The organism is Janthinobacterium agaricidamnosum NBRC 102515 = DSM 9628 (genome assembly GCF_000723165.1).
Classification (GTDB): Bacteria; Pseudomonadota; Gammaproteobacteria; order Burkholderiales; family Burkholderiaceae_D; genus Janthinobacterium; species Janthinobacterium agaricidamnosum.
In genome coordinates, this window is record NZ_HG322949.1 from 262,935 (window position 1) to 275,835 (window position 12,901).

General features: G+C 61.1%; 12 protein-coding genes. 6 read left to right on the forward strand and 6 right to left on the reverse strand.

The window, feature by feature from the left end:
- Positions 1–6: 6 nt before the first annotated feature.
- Positions 7–1,710: a M28 family peptidase gene (locus GJA_RS00980; protein ID WP_051780110.1), complete on the reverse strand. Its 1,704-nt coding sequence runs from the start codon at positions 1,708–1,710 to the stop codon at positions 7–9.
- Positions 1,711–1,937: 227 nt separating this feature from the next.
- Between GJA_RS00980 and GJA_RS00985 the strand changes: the two genes are divergently transcribed.
- Entirely contained in the window at positions 1,938–3,563 is a 1,626-nt protein-coding gene (locus GJA_RS00985) for a methyl-accepting chemotaxis protein (RefSeq protein WP_038487752.1), read from the forward strand.
- A 1-nt stretch (position 3,564) separates the two neighbouring features.
- On the opposite strand, the gene GJA_RS00990 is transcribed toward GJA_RS00985, so the two are convergent.
- The gene (locus tag GJA_RS00990; protein WP_038498262.1) at positions 3,565–4,014 is read right to left on the reverse strand and encodes a hypothetical protein; all 450 of its coding nucleotides are present in this window, start codon (positions 4,012–4,014) and stop codon (positions 3,565–3,567) included.
- A gap of 215 nt (positions 4,015–4,229) precedes the next feature.
- Between GJA_RS00990 and GJA_RS00995 the strand changes: the two genes are divergently transcribed.
- The 5 genes from GJA_RS00995 to GJA_RS01015 all read left to right on the forward strand — a co-directional run bounded on the left by GJA_RS00995 (position 4,230) and on the right by GJA_RS01015 (position 7,749).
- Positions 4,230–4,931 carry a glutathione binding-like protein gene (locus GJA_RS00995; RefSeq protein WP_038487755.1) on the forward strand — a complete coding sequence of 234 codons (702 nt, stop codon included), beginning with the start codon at positions 4,230–4,232 and terminating at the stop codon, positions 4,929–4,931.
- Positions 4,932–5,133: 202 nt separating this feature from the next.
- Positions 5,134–5,412 carry a BufA2 family periplasmic bufferin-type metallophore gene (bufA2, locus tag GJA_RS01000; RefSeq protein ID WP_038487758.1) on the forward strand — a complete coding sequence of 93 codons (279 nt, stop codon included), beginning with the start codon at positions 5,134–5,136 and terminating at the stop codon, positions 5,410–5,412.
- A 342-nt stretch (positions 5,413–5,754) separates the two neighbouring features.
- A complete protein-coding gene (bufA2, locus tag GJA_RS01005; protein ID WP_038487762.1) occupies positions 5,755–6,033 on the forward strand; it encodes a BufA2 family periplasmic bufferin-type metallophore in 279 nt (92 codons plus the stop codon).
- Between the two features lie 82 nt (positions 6,034–6,115).
- On the forward strand, positions 6,116–6,973 hold the full coding sequence (bufB, locus tag GJA_RS01010) for an MNIO family bufferin maturase (protein WP_038487765.1): 858 nt from the start codon (positions 6,116–6,118) through the stop codon (positions 6,971–6,973).
- A complete protein-coding gene (locus tag GJA_RS01015) occupies positions 6,970–7,749 on the forward strand; it encodes an HvfC/BufC N-terminal domain-containing protein (RefSeq protein WP_038487769.1) in 780 nt (259 codons plus the stop codon). The genes bufB and GJA_RS01015 overlap by 4 nt, the downstream gene beginning before the upstream one ends.
- Positions 7,750–7,804: 55 nt before the next feature.
- Here GJA_RS01015 and GJA_RS01020 read toward each other — a convergent pair whose 3' ends face one another.
- Genes GJA_RS01020 through GJA_RS01035 form a run of 4 tightly spaced genes read right to left on the reverse strand, consistent with a single transcriptional unit; the run spans position 7,805 to position 12,739 of the window.
- On the reverse strand, positions 7,805–8,923 hold the full coding sequence (locus GJA_RS01020) for an alpha-hydroxy acid oxidase (RefSeq protein ID WP_038498264.1): 1,119 nt from the start codon (positions 8,921–8,923) through the stop codon (positions 7,805–7,807).
- Between the two features lie 8 nt (positions 8,924–8,931).
- Entirely contained in the window at positions 8,932–9,615 is a 684-nt protein-coding gene (locus GJA_RS01025) for a Fe2+-dependent dioxygenase (protein WP_038487771.1), read from the reverse strand.
- Between the two features lie 6 nt (positions 9,616–9,621).
- Positions 9,622–10,344: a tetratricopeptide repeat protein gene (locus tag GJA_RS01030; protein WP_038487774.1), complete on the reverse strand. Its 723-nt coding sequence runs from the start codon at positions 10,342–10,344 to the stop codon at positions 9,622–9,624.
- 1 nt (position 10,345) lies between these two features.
- Positions 10,346–12,739, reverse strand: a complete 2,394-nt coding sequence (locus GJA_RS01035; protein ID WP_051780111.1) for a TonB-dependent receptor — start codon at positions 12,737–12,739, stop codon at positions 10,346–10,348.
- Positions 12,740–12,901: the final 162 nt, after the last annotated feature.

Genomic DNA, 12,901 nt, shown 5'->3' on the forward strand with positions numbered 1-12,901 from the left:
TCGCGCTTAGCGCGCGGCCTTGAATTCTGCGCCTCGGTTCCAGACCGGACGTTGTTTGCTGTCTTGCGCCGCGTCGTAGCCGATATGGAACAGCAGCGCCACGTCGTCGACCGCGCCGCGCATGTCCCAGCCGGGCATGACGACGTCGCTGACCTTGTGGTAATCGTGGGCAATGTATTGCTCGACTTTATCCTTGCCGTAGCCTGGCGGCTTGCCGATGAAGTCGTTGCCGTCCTTCAGGTAGACTCCCGGCACGCCGACCTTGGCGAATTCAAACTGGTCGGCGCGGTAGAACGAGCCCCGTTCGGTCTTGGTATCGGGCAGCGCCACGCGGCCTTGCCATCGTGCGGCCTTGGCCACCAGTTCGTCGCTGGTCGATTTGCCGTAGCCGACGATTTCGATATCCCTGGTACGGCCCCACAGGTTCAAGCCGTCGACGTTGATGTTGAGCACGGTCTTGTTCAGCGGTACCAAAGGATGGCGCGCGTAATATTGCGCGCCGAGCAGGCCGCGTTCCTCGCCGGTGGTCATCAGGAACAATATGCTGCGTTTCGGTGCCACGCGCAGCGCCTTGTAGGCCTTGGCCACTTCCAGCAGCGCCGCCACGCCGGACGCATTGTCCCTGGCGCCATGGAAGATTTGCTGCGTGCGCGGCCCCGGCAAGCTGGTGTCGATGCCGAAATGGTCCCAGTGCGCGCTATAGATGATGTATTCGTTTTTCAGCAGCGGGTCGGAACCCTCGATCTTGCCGATCACATTGTTGGAGCCGACGTCGCGCCAGGTGCTGTCGGCGCCGATGGTGGCCGTCACGTCCAGCGGCACCGGCTTGAAGTCGCGCGACAGGGCGGTTTTTTTCAGCGTGTCGAAATCGTAGCCGACCGAGCGGAAAATATCCTTGGCGCGGTCCAGTTGTATCCAGCCCGGCAGCAGCGGGAAATCCGGATTGGCGCCATCGCTTTTAATCGCGAAATTTTCGCGGCCCCAGCTGTTTTGCACTACTTCGTATGGATAGGCCGCGGGCTTGGTTTCATGCACGATCAGCGCGGCGGCGGCGCCGGCCTTGGCTGCCATTTCGAATTTATAGGTCCAGCGGCCGTAATAGGTCATCGCCTTGCCGCCGAACATGGCCGGATCGAGGCGCGATGGATCGCGCGGATCGGGAATCGCCGGATCGTTGATCAGCATCAGCAAGGTCTTGCCGCGCAAATCGACCCCCTTGTAATCGTCCCACTGGTATTCCGGCGCCTGCACGCCATAACCGACAAAGACGATTTCCGACGCTGGAATCTCCAGTTTGGCGGTCGGATTCGGCGACCAGGCGACGAAGTCTTGCGGGAAGCTCAAGGTCGTGCTCTTGGCGCCGGTCGAAAAACGGAAGGTGGGCTGGGACGTGACGGCCAGCAGCGGCACTTTCTGGAAATACGATCCATCCGGATTACCCGGCGCCAATCCCAATTTGACGAATTGACGGCGCAGGTACTCGGTTGTCGCGAGTTCGCCGGGCGTGCCGGGCGAGCGGCCTTCAAAATCGTCCGACGCCAGCATCTTGATGTGGCCCAGCAAGCTGGCGCCGTCGATTTTCCTGGCGGCCGCCACGGCGGCGGCGGGCGCGCGCGTGGCCGGCGCGGCGATGGCGGTGCTGGCCATGCCGGCCGTCAAGATCAGCGTCAGCGTGGTGTATGCCTGTGCCGCGGCGAATGTCTTTTTCATGGGATATCGATGGATCGGTGGATGGACGGGAAAGATGCGTGCAAGTCTGTCATTCTGACACATTTTTTTGCGCGGCAACTGCAAGGCTGGCCATTTGCTGGCCGCCGGGCGGCTGTTGTAAGTTGCAACAGATTAACAGTAATGTTGGTTAAACATTGTTTATTCGCATGAAATTTAGCAGGCTTACGTCGTATTGTGGGGCTGTCTGATATCGCCGGAGACCCCACATGAAAAAGCTTTCGTTTCAACAAAAATTATGGATACCGCTGCTGTGCAGCCTGCTGTGTATTACCGGTATCTTCGTGTATGACGCCTTTGAAGTGCGCAAGATACGCATCGAAGAGCGCAGCGCCGACCTGAGCAATATCGCCGACCTGGGCCTGAGCACCATCAAGCTGTTTGGCGAACAGGCCGCGGCCGGCAAGATCAGCAAGGAACAGGCGCAAGAGCAGGCTACCGCGATCATCAAGAATATGCGCTTCGGCAAAGACGGTTATCTGACCATCACCAACTTCGACGGTTATGCCTTGATGAACCCGTTCAAGCCCGAAAACAATGGCAAGAACATGATCGACTTCCAGGACGCCAACGGCACGTATATGTACCGCGATATCGTGGCGGCCGGCATGAGCGAGACCGGCGCCGGTTTTGTGCGCTACGTGTGGCCGCGGCCGGGGCAGAGCGGGGCGGTGCCGAAACTGAGCCGGGTGGCCGGTTACAAGCCGTGGCGCTGGAATGTGATGGTCGGCGTCTACATGGACGATATCGACCAGGCGTTCCAGGCCGCGCTGTGGAAATCGCTGGGCTTGCTGGTGATCTTGTGCGGGGCGTTGTCGGCGATCGTCATCGCGATCAACCGCAGCCTGCGCCATGCGCTCGGCGGCGAACCGGAATATGCGGCGCAAGTGGCTGAAAAAATTTCGCACAACGACTTGAGCGGCACGGTCACCACTCATGCCGATGACAAGGGCAGCGTACTGTTTGCGATGAAAACCATGCAAAGCAACCTGGCCAGCACCATTGCCGAAATTCGCCACAGCGCCGACACCATCGCCACCGCCTCGCGTGAAATTGCCAGCGGCAATATGGACTTGTCGGCGCGCACCGAAATGCAAGCCAGCTCGCTGGAAGAAACCGCCGCCTCGATGGAACAATTGACGTCGACCGTCGCCCACAATGTGCAAAACGCGGTGCAGGCGAACCAGTTGGCCAAGGCGGCGTCCGAAGTGGCGCAGCAGGGCGGCGCGGTGGTGGCCAAAGTCATCGACACGATGCAGACCATCAACGATTCGGCAACCCGTATCGTCGATATCATCAGCGTCATCGACGGCATCGCGTTCCAGACCAATATCCTGGCGCTGAACGCGGCCGTCGAAGCGGCGCGGGCCGGCGAGCAGGGACGCGGTTTCGCAGTGGTGGCGACCGAGGTGCGCAACCTGGCGCACCGCAGCGCGGCGGCGGCCAAGGAAATCAAGGTGCTGATCGGCGATTCGGTCGACAGTATCGCCGCCGGCAGCGCGCTGGTGGCGCAGGCCGGCACCACCATGGACCAGGTGGTGGCCAGCGTGTCGCGGGTGACCGACATCATGTCCGAAATCACCGCCGCCTCGCACGAGCAAAGCACCGGCATCGGCCACGTCAACCAGGCGATCACGGAAATGGATGGCGTCACCCAGCAAAACGCGGCGCTGGTGGAACAGGCGGCCGCGGCGGCGGGCAGCTTGCAGGATCAGGCCGGCAACCTGGCGCAGCTGGTGTCGCGCTTCGAGCTGGAGGAAGCGGCTCCGGTACGCCCTGCGGCGACGCCGCGCGGCGCCCCGGCCAGGCCGGGGCGCGGACTGGTCCTGCAGTAATTTATTGGGCTGGAGCAGTTGTTCCGGCGGCGCCGGCCGGCGCCCCGGACTCCGGCACGAACACCAGCTTGTTGTCGTCCTGTACCTCGAAGGCGCCGACCGGCTGGCCCAGGTCGGCCTTCGGATCGTTCTGCAATTCCACCAGCTTATTGCAGGTATTCGTTTCCGCCTGCCATAACTGATTGCCGAGACGGATATTCCACAAGCCGTCGCCGGCGGCAAACACTTCCACCTTGACATCTTCCGCTACCGCCGTGGCCAGCGTATGGCGGCGCTGGCAATCCGGCAGGTGCGACACCATCAGCGTCACATTGGCCTGGTCTTGCCAGAAGTAATCTTGCTGGCGCCGCACGCTCAGTGCATAGTCGCGTCCATCGATGTAGTACGAGGCGCTGTCGTTGACACAAGCTGTCAGCAGCATGGGCATCAAAAGGATCAGGAGCTTGCGCATGGCGTTGTTTTCCACGTTGTTTTCCATATTCTACAGCGACACCAATCGAAGCAACAAAACGCAGGGCGCACCGCCGAAATAAGCCGGCGCCATGCCGTTTCCGCTTACGTGGCATTATATCGGTGCAAGCCTGTCGCGGCGCGACGATTGTCAACGGTCGTATTGAAATCGCGAAGATCCGCGGTAGGCATCCTTTTACATCAGAGAGAGAACCGATGATCGATCTGTATTACTGGACCACGCCGAACGGCCACAAAATCACGATGCTGCTGGAAGAAGCAGGCATCCCCTACAACATCATCCCTGTGCATATCGGCAAGGGCGAGCAATTCAAGCCGGCATTCCTGGCGATCGCGCCGAACAACCGCATCCCGGCGATTGTCGACCAGGCGCCGCTGGATGGCGGTCCGCCGATTGCGCTGTTCGAATCGGGCGCCATCCTGCAATACCTGGCTGAAAAAAGCGGCAAGTTCTTGCCCGGCGACGTGCGCGGCCGCGCCGAAGTCAGCCAGTGGCTGTTTTGGCAGATGGGCGGACTGGGGCCGATGGCCGGCCAGAACCACCATTTTGTGCAATATGCGCCGGAAGCGATCGAGTACGCGATCGCCCGCTACGTGAATGAAACCAACCGCCTGTACGGCGTGCTGGACCGGCGCCTGGCCGACCGCGCCTTCGTCGCCGGCGACGACTATTCGATCGCCGACATGGCGATCTATCCGTGGATCGTGCCGCATCAGCGGCAGCGCCAGGATCTGGCCGACTTCCCGCACCTGGCGCGCTGGTTCGCGGCCGTCGCGGCGCGCCCGGCAACCCAGCGCGCCTACGCCCGCGCGGCGGAAGTCAATCTGCAGCCGACCGTCAGCGAAGACTCGAAGAAAGTGCTGTTTGGCCAGACCGCGCAGCATAGGCCGGTGTGATGCTGTCGGCCGCTACTGTCGTATCGGGCCAGGAGCGGCCTGTATGGCAGATGTGGTGAGCGATAAAAATATTTTCTCCAGGTGTGTAAGTAATTTGTATGTGACAACGACAGAGTTATAAGCCGAAACATTGCGCCTGATTATGCAGCTGGTTTCGTCCCCAAGATGTCCGACCCCACCACTTAAATATTTGGAGTAAATCATGAATAACGCTATCACCACCATCAAATCCGGCGCCCTGATCGCAGCTGCTGTCGCCGCCATGGCTTTGTCGGGTTCGGTATTGGCCGCCACCAGCAGCGTTTCCGCCGGCGACAGCGTCAGCTGCGCAGGCATCAACAGCTGCAAGGGCCAAAGCGACTGTGCCACTGCGGAAAACGCCTGCAAGGGCCAAAACACTTGCAAGGGTCACGGTTTCGTCAAGGCCAAGGCCGGCGAATGCCTGGCAAAACAAGGCAAGATCATCGATCTGGATAAATAATCCGCCTCTGTTACAGAGCGTGTGCAGCAGGCCGGCTATCCGATGACTCGCTACGTGAATGCAAGCAAGCCCCTGTAATCGGGGGGCTGGTTCGCGGCTAGCGCGGCGCAGCCGGCAGCCCGGTGCGGCCGGCGTGATGTGGCCGCGATTTGCGGCCTGTCCAAGCTTGCTTATACCTGTATTGCAGGTCTGGCAGACGAATAAAAAATATTTTTTTAAAGTTGTGTAAGTAATTTACTTGCCGAAACGACAGAGCTATAGTCGAAACACTGTGCCATCTGATACCGGCCAGTTTTGACTCCTGGATGTTTGACCCCACCACTAATGCACTTGGAGAACATAATGAATAACGCTATCACCACCATCAAATCCGGCGCCCTGATCGCAGCTGCTGTCGCCGCCATGGCCATGTCGGGCTCGGTACTGGCCGCTACCAGCAGCGTTTCCGCCGGCGACAGCGTCAGCTGCGCAGGCATCAATAGCTGCAAAGGCCAAAGCGAATGCGCCACCGCGGAAAACGCCTGCAAAGGCCAAAACACCTGCAAAGGCCACGGTTTCGTCAAAGCCAAAGCCGGCGAATGCCTGGCCAAAAAAGGCAAAATCATCAATCTGGATAAATAATCCTGTCGGGCGGCGCCGGTTTCCCGGCGCCGCCTGCCGCTGTATTGATATGTTGACGATGATACCGACCAGACAGAGCGCCATGCCAGCCAACCTCACCCAGCCATCGCCAGGCTTTGGCCTCGGCTTGCGTCCCAGCCATTACAACGACTTGCTCCATACCAGCCCGGCCACGTCCGGCATCGACTGGTTTGAAATCCTGTCCGAAAATTACATGGTTCCCGGCGGCAAACCGCTGGCCATGCTGGATGCGATACGGCAGGATTATCCGATGGTGATGCATGGTGTTTCGATGTCGATCGGCACGCCGGAAGGTCCGTCTGACGACTACCTGCGCCAGTTGAAGGCGCTGATGCAGCGGGTGCAGCCGCTGTGGCTGTCCGACCATTTATGCTGGACCGGCATGCATGGCAAGAATATGCACGACCTGTTCCCGCTGCCTTACACCGATGAAGCGATCAAAACCGTGGTGCGCAATGTGCGCCGCGTACAAGATTACCTGGAGCGTCCGATCTTGCTGGAAAACGTCTCCAGCTACCTGACCTACAATGCCGACACGTTCCAGGAATGGGATTTCGTGGCCGCCGTGGCGGAAGAATCCGACAGCCTGATTTTGCTGGACGTGAACAATATCTATGTCAGCAGCGTCAACCACGGCTTCGACCCGGCCATGTATTTGCGCGCGATGCCGGCCAAGCGGGTGCAGCAAATCCACCTCGCCGGGCACAGCGTGCAAGAGGGCTGCATCATCGATACGCATGACCGCGCGGTATCCGATCCGGTGTGGGCGCTGTATGCCGACGCGTTGCGCCGCTTCGGCCCGGTCGCCACGATGATCGAGCGCGACGACAATATCCCGCCCTTGCCCGAACTGGCCGCCGAATTGCAGCGCGCGCGTACGCTGGCCGGCAGCGTATTGCATGCCGAGGAGGCCGCATGAGCGGCTTGCAACAGATCCAGAGCGATTTCCAGCATTACGTGTTGGGCGGCGCCGGCGATCCCGATGGGAAACCTCCGGCCATCGCCGCCGCCATTTCCGAACAGTTCGGCTTGAATGCCGAACAAAGGCTGGCGATTTATTACAATTCCTACCGCAGCCGCATGCGCGAAGCGCTGTCGGAATCGTTCGATAAAACCTGGTCGTATGTCGGCGACGACATGTTTGCCGACCTGGCGAGTTCCTACCTGGACGCCCATCCGTCCGAGTTCCGCAGCCTGCGCTGGTATGGCGGCCAGTTTGCCGCGCATGTCGCGGCCGAGTTGCCGGATTATCCCTTTGTTGCCGAACTGGCGGCGTTCGAATGGTCGCTGGGCCTGGCGTTCGACGCGTCCGATGTGGCGCCGCTGAATGCTGGCGACCTGAGCATGGTGGCGCCGGACGAATGGGCCGGCCTGAGATTCGGCTTGCATCCATCGGTGCAATTGCTGGCGCTGCACTGGAATGCCGTGGCCTTGTGGCAAACATTAGGTGAGGACATGACACCGCCCGATGCGCTGGAGTCGGCCGAGGCGACCTGCTGGCTGGTATGGCGCACCGCCGGCCAGCCGCATTTCCGTTCGCTGAGCCCGCTGGAATTTGCGGCGCTGGATGGCATCCGCCAAGGCCAGTCGTTCGGCGAAATTTGCGACCTGGCGAATGGCGACGGCGAATTGGTGTTGCGCCTGGCCGGTTTTCTGCAAACCTGGCTGGCGCAGGAAATGCTGATCAAACCTTAAACCAATGTGCGCAGGCCGCGGCTAAAGCGGCCGGCGGCGTCAAGGTTTGTTTTTTCTATTCGCGGAAAATCAGCGCGCTTGAAATGTCGGCCACCGTCTTGCAGCCGCACAAGGCCATCGCGACTTCCAGTTCATCGCGCAGCAGGCGCAGCACGTGGGCCACGCCCATCGCGCCGGCATTGTGCAGTCCGTAAATATACGGCCGGCCGATCAGTACCGCGTTGGCGCCCAGCGCGATGGCTTTCAGCACGTCGGTGCCGCGCCGGATGCCGCCATCGGCCAGAATCGGAAAATCGGCCGACACGGCGCCGCGTATGCGCGGCAATACGGCGGCGGCGGCGGGCGCCGTGTCGAGCGTGCGTCCGCCGTGATTCGACACGATGATGCCGGCCGCATTCACTTGTTCGGCCTGGCGCGCGTCGTCCGGATGCAATATGCCTTTGAGCAGGATCGGCAGCGAGGTGATGCTTTGCAGCCAGGCGATGTCGTCCCAGGTCGGCGCGGCGTGCAGCAAGCCGTCGAACAAGGCGCTCTGGCCTGCGTGCAGATTCAGTGCCGGCGCTGGTGGCATGCCGGCCAGGTTGACCGCCGATATGCCTTCCGGCAAGCGGAAACCGGCGCGCCGCTCGCGGTCGCGCACGCCGCCGGTGGGCGCATCGACGGTCAGCACCAGCGCTTCATAGCCGGCTTGTTCGGCGCGTTGTACCAGTTCGCGGCTGAAGCCCCGGTCGTGCTGCAAATACAGCTGGAACCACAGCGGACCGCGCTGCTGCAGACCCAGCACGGCGCGGGCGACGATGTCGAGCGCCACGCTCGCTTGGGTGCTGTGGATGATGCCGGCGCCCTGCATCGCCGCTGCGAAGCTGGACGCCAGTTCGCCGTCCGGGTGCGCTAGGCGCTGCAAGGCCACCGGCGCCAGCAGGATCGGATGTTCGAGCGTGCGGCCCAGCAAGTCGGTGCGCGTGTGGCCGCCAGCCAGCGCACGCAGCACGCGCGGCTGCAACGACAATTTGTTCCAGCCGTCGCGATTGTTTTGCACGGTAATTTCATCGGCCGCGCCGCCGCTGAAATAGGCCAGCGCATGGGCGTCGAGTTGGCTACGCGCATGGGCTTCATGGTCGGCCAGGCTGAGGATGCCGGCCGGAACCGCTTGCAATACGGGGAGATCGCTCATGGTCATGTTTACGCGCCGGCCCACATCCTGAGCAGGTTGTGATAGGTGCTGCTCAAGCCGACCACGGCGCCATCGGTTTCGCCCAGCGTGGCCCGCAATTGCCGCAGATGGTGGTCCATATTGAATAGCAGGCGGCGCTGGTCTGCGCCGCGCACCATGCTTTCGATCCAGAAAAAACTGGCCAGGCGCTGGCCGGAACGCACCGGCGCTACCCTGTGCACGCGGTCGCTTTCATACAGGATCATGTCGCCGGCCGGCAACTTGATCGATTCTTCACGGTACGCATCGGCCAGCACCAGTTCGCCGCCGTCATAAGCGTCCGGATCGCTGAGGAACAAGGTGCACGACAGGTCGGCGCGCAAGCTGTTGCCATTGGATAGATAGCGCACCGACGCATCGACATGGTCGCCATAACTGTTGGCCGCGCCGCTGTAGCAATTGAACCATGGTGGAGAAATATGTTTCGGCAAGGCCGCCGTGAAAAACAGCGGATGGCGTTTTAATCCAGCCATGACCAGTTGCTGCAGCGCCGTCGACACGGCAGATTGCTCGGCCAGTTGCCGATTGTTTTTGACGTGCGCCGCCTGCTGGCCGGACGTGGCCCGGCCATCAGTCCAGGGGGCTTGCTGCAGCAGTGCACGGGCCTGCGCGACGTCGTTCTCAGTGAGTACTTGCTTGAGGTGCAGTAACATGGTTGTTCAAATAGAGTCGGCTTCGTCGCGCAAACGCTGCTCGCCGGACGACCGCAGCCAGCCTTTCAGATTATGCAGGAACGCCGGCGTTGCACTGCGCGGAATGCGCCTGATCATGTCCAGCGCCGCATCGACCTGACCGCGTTCTAGCAATACCCGCGCGCAATTGAATTGCCCGCGGAAATCGCCGCCCTCGGCCGCCATCCGGTAACAGTCAAACGCCCGTTCGGCATCTGGCGCCACTTCCCATCCTTCTTCAAAAAAGCGGCCGACGATATTGACCGCCTTCGCATGTCCCGTCGCCGCCGCTTTTTGATACCAGGCCAACGCGGCCGGCCGGTCGGCCTCGATGCCGAGGCCGCTCATGAGCAGATTGGCAAAATTATACATGCCCCATGGATCGCCGCGCTTGGCGGCCAGCCGGTACCAATATACCGCCATCGCCATGTCGGGCGACGTGCCCCAGCCATGTTGATGGCAGCGTCCCAGCATATTGATCGCTTCCACCTCATCGCGCTCGGCGGCGACGCGGAACCAATGCAGCGCCTCATGCGGATCGCGTTGCAAGCCATGGCCGTCGAGCAGGCGCTGCGCCAGGATCGCTTGCGCGCGCGGCACGCCTTGCTGCGCCGCCACGCGCAGCCATGGCGTGGCGGCGGCGGGCGGGCCGGCCATCAGCGCGGCGAAATCGTCGGCGCCGATGGCGTTCAATTGCGCCACGCTGACCATCTTAGAAGCTCAGGTCGGCGCTGACGGTGATGGTGCGTCCGGCGCCCGGCACGCCATATAGCTGGAAGCCGTCCAGCGACGAGCCGATGCGCGACCAGTAGAACTTGTTGAACAGGTTGTTGACGTTGGCGTTCAAGGCCAGGTTCTTGCTGACCTTGTAGCGCGCGGCAATGCTGTGCACCCAGTACGACGGCGCTTTTTCGGTATCGAGCACATACACCGGTGCGATGCCGGCCGGGCCGCTGACGCTGCTGCTGTTATTGCGCAAGCCGCCGACGTAGGTATTGTCCGAATAACGCCGTTCACCGACATATTGCGCGCCATAGCTGAACTTCAAGCCGGCCGTCGCTTCATACGAGGTCCACAGGTTCAGCGACCAGTCCGGCACGTTCTTCGCTTCGCTGCCCTGGTTGACGCCCTTGGTCTGTTCGCTTTTTAAATGCGACAAGCCGCCAAACACCGACCATTCCTTGCTCAGGTCGCCTTGCAAGCCCAGTTCGATGCCATCGACCCGTTTGGCCGGCAATGCGCGCACCGGCGATGTGTCGTCGTCGCCATACTCCCAGGAATCGCTCAATTCCGAGCGGAATATCGCACCGGTCAGCGACAACTTATCGTGCAGCAAATCCCACTTGGTGCCCAGCTCGGTGGTCTTGGCGGTGGCCGGTTTATACACCGACGCGGCGGCCGTGCCGAAGATATTGTTGTTGGTCGATGCGCCGACCGCCGACGGTTCAGCCGCCTGGCTGTAGGAAACATAAATACTGCCATCCTTGGCCGGTTTGTAGACCAGCCCGACCCGGCCGCTGACGGCGCCGGCGCTGCTGTCGGAGAGCGTCACGCCTTTTTGGGAAGTGACGGCCTTCCAGTCGTCATAGCGCAGCGAGGCCAGCGCTTGCCATTGCGGCGTGAAGCTGATGGTGTCGCTGACATACACCCCCGCATTGCTCAAACGCGACACCAGGCCGGCGCTGCCCTTGACGGTAGGCGCGCTGGCGAAGGCGGTGTTCGGATTGCTCAAGTCGAACCACAGGTTGCCGAGCGGTGCATCGATGGTGCGCTGCAAGTCGCCATAGGTTTCGCGGTACAGGTCGAGCCCGGTGACCAGGTCGTGATGCAAGCCGGCGGTATCGAATTTCAAGGTGAGATCGGTTTGCGCGCCCAGTGTGCTGTAGCGTTTCGAGGTGCCGAAATCGCTGCCGCGCAGCACGCCATAATGTTGCATGCTGGAGTCACTGCCGGTATTGCTGAAATTGGTGTACGACGGAATGCCGGCGATATTGCTCAAGCCGCCGACACCCACATAACCGAGCGACGTGCCCAGCGAGCCGCCCTTGGCGTTGCCAGCCTGGAAGCGGGCCGGCGACAGGACGCCGATATTGTCGGTGCGCGCCCAGCGCAACTGGGTATGGATCTTGGCGTTCGGACTGAAATCATGGTCCAGCTTGCCGGTCACGGAATCGGACTTGGTCTTTTGCACATAGGAATCGGCGCCGAACCAGGCGCTGTCGGCGATGCCCGGCATCACTTGTCCGCCAGTGCCGCGCGGGATCGGCAAGCCGCCGTCCGGCACATTGTTATCTTCCTGGTGGAATACGTCGATGAAGCCGCGGGTATCGGTGTCGAGACCGAAACCGAGCGAGGCGGCGACGCCCTGGCGGTCGTACTTGACCTTGTCGCGGTCGACCACCTGGTTCTTTTGCTTCATCAAATTGATGCGCAAGGCGCTGGTGTCGCTCAATTGACGGTTGAAGTCGCCGGTGACGCGGCCATACGAAGCGCTGCCGGCGCCGATCGATGCATTGTAGTCATTGCCTAATTCGGCTTCCTTGCTGACCAGGTTGACGCTGCCGCCGACCGCCGACACGCCCGATTCGATCGAGCCGGTGCCCTTGAATACTTCGGCCTGTTCCAGGTCGAAGGTGTCGTTGCGGCTCGACAAGCCGGCGTCGCGCATGCCATCGACCGTCAGGCTTTGTTCGGACGAGAAGCCGCGGATGGTGAACATATCGCCCCAGCCCAGGTTGCCTTCGCCGGAAGTGAAGGTAATGCCGGGCACGTTCTTCAGCACATCTTGCAGGTTTTGCGCATTTTGTTCGGTCAGCACTTCCTTGGGCACGATGGAAATACTTTGCGGCGTGTCGCGCAGCGGCTGGGTGAATTTTTGCGAACTCAGGTGTTCCGGTTTGTAGGCTGGCGCTTCGCGCTCGCCCTTGACGATCACCGCCTTCAATTGCACCGGCTTGTCGGCCGATGGGCTTGCCGGCCCCGCATCGGCATCGGCCGCCAGCGCCGGCAGGGCCAGCGACGCCAGCGCCATGCCGACCGCCGCCGACAGGGCTTGGCGGCGTGGTAAACCATTCAATTCAGAAACCGTTTTGCTGCGATTGTTCATATAATTTCCCACTATTAAATATAATGATTCTCATTAGCGTTAAACTATAGGGCGTGACTGTCCTGGCGATATGTTGATAGCCGGGTCGAATGTAATGAAATGTGTTGAAGTTATGATTCGCAACATTTCATTGCAATTCATGGGCGCAAAACAACAGCGCGG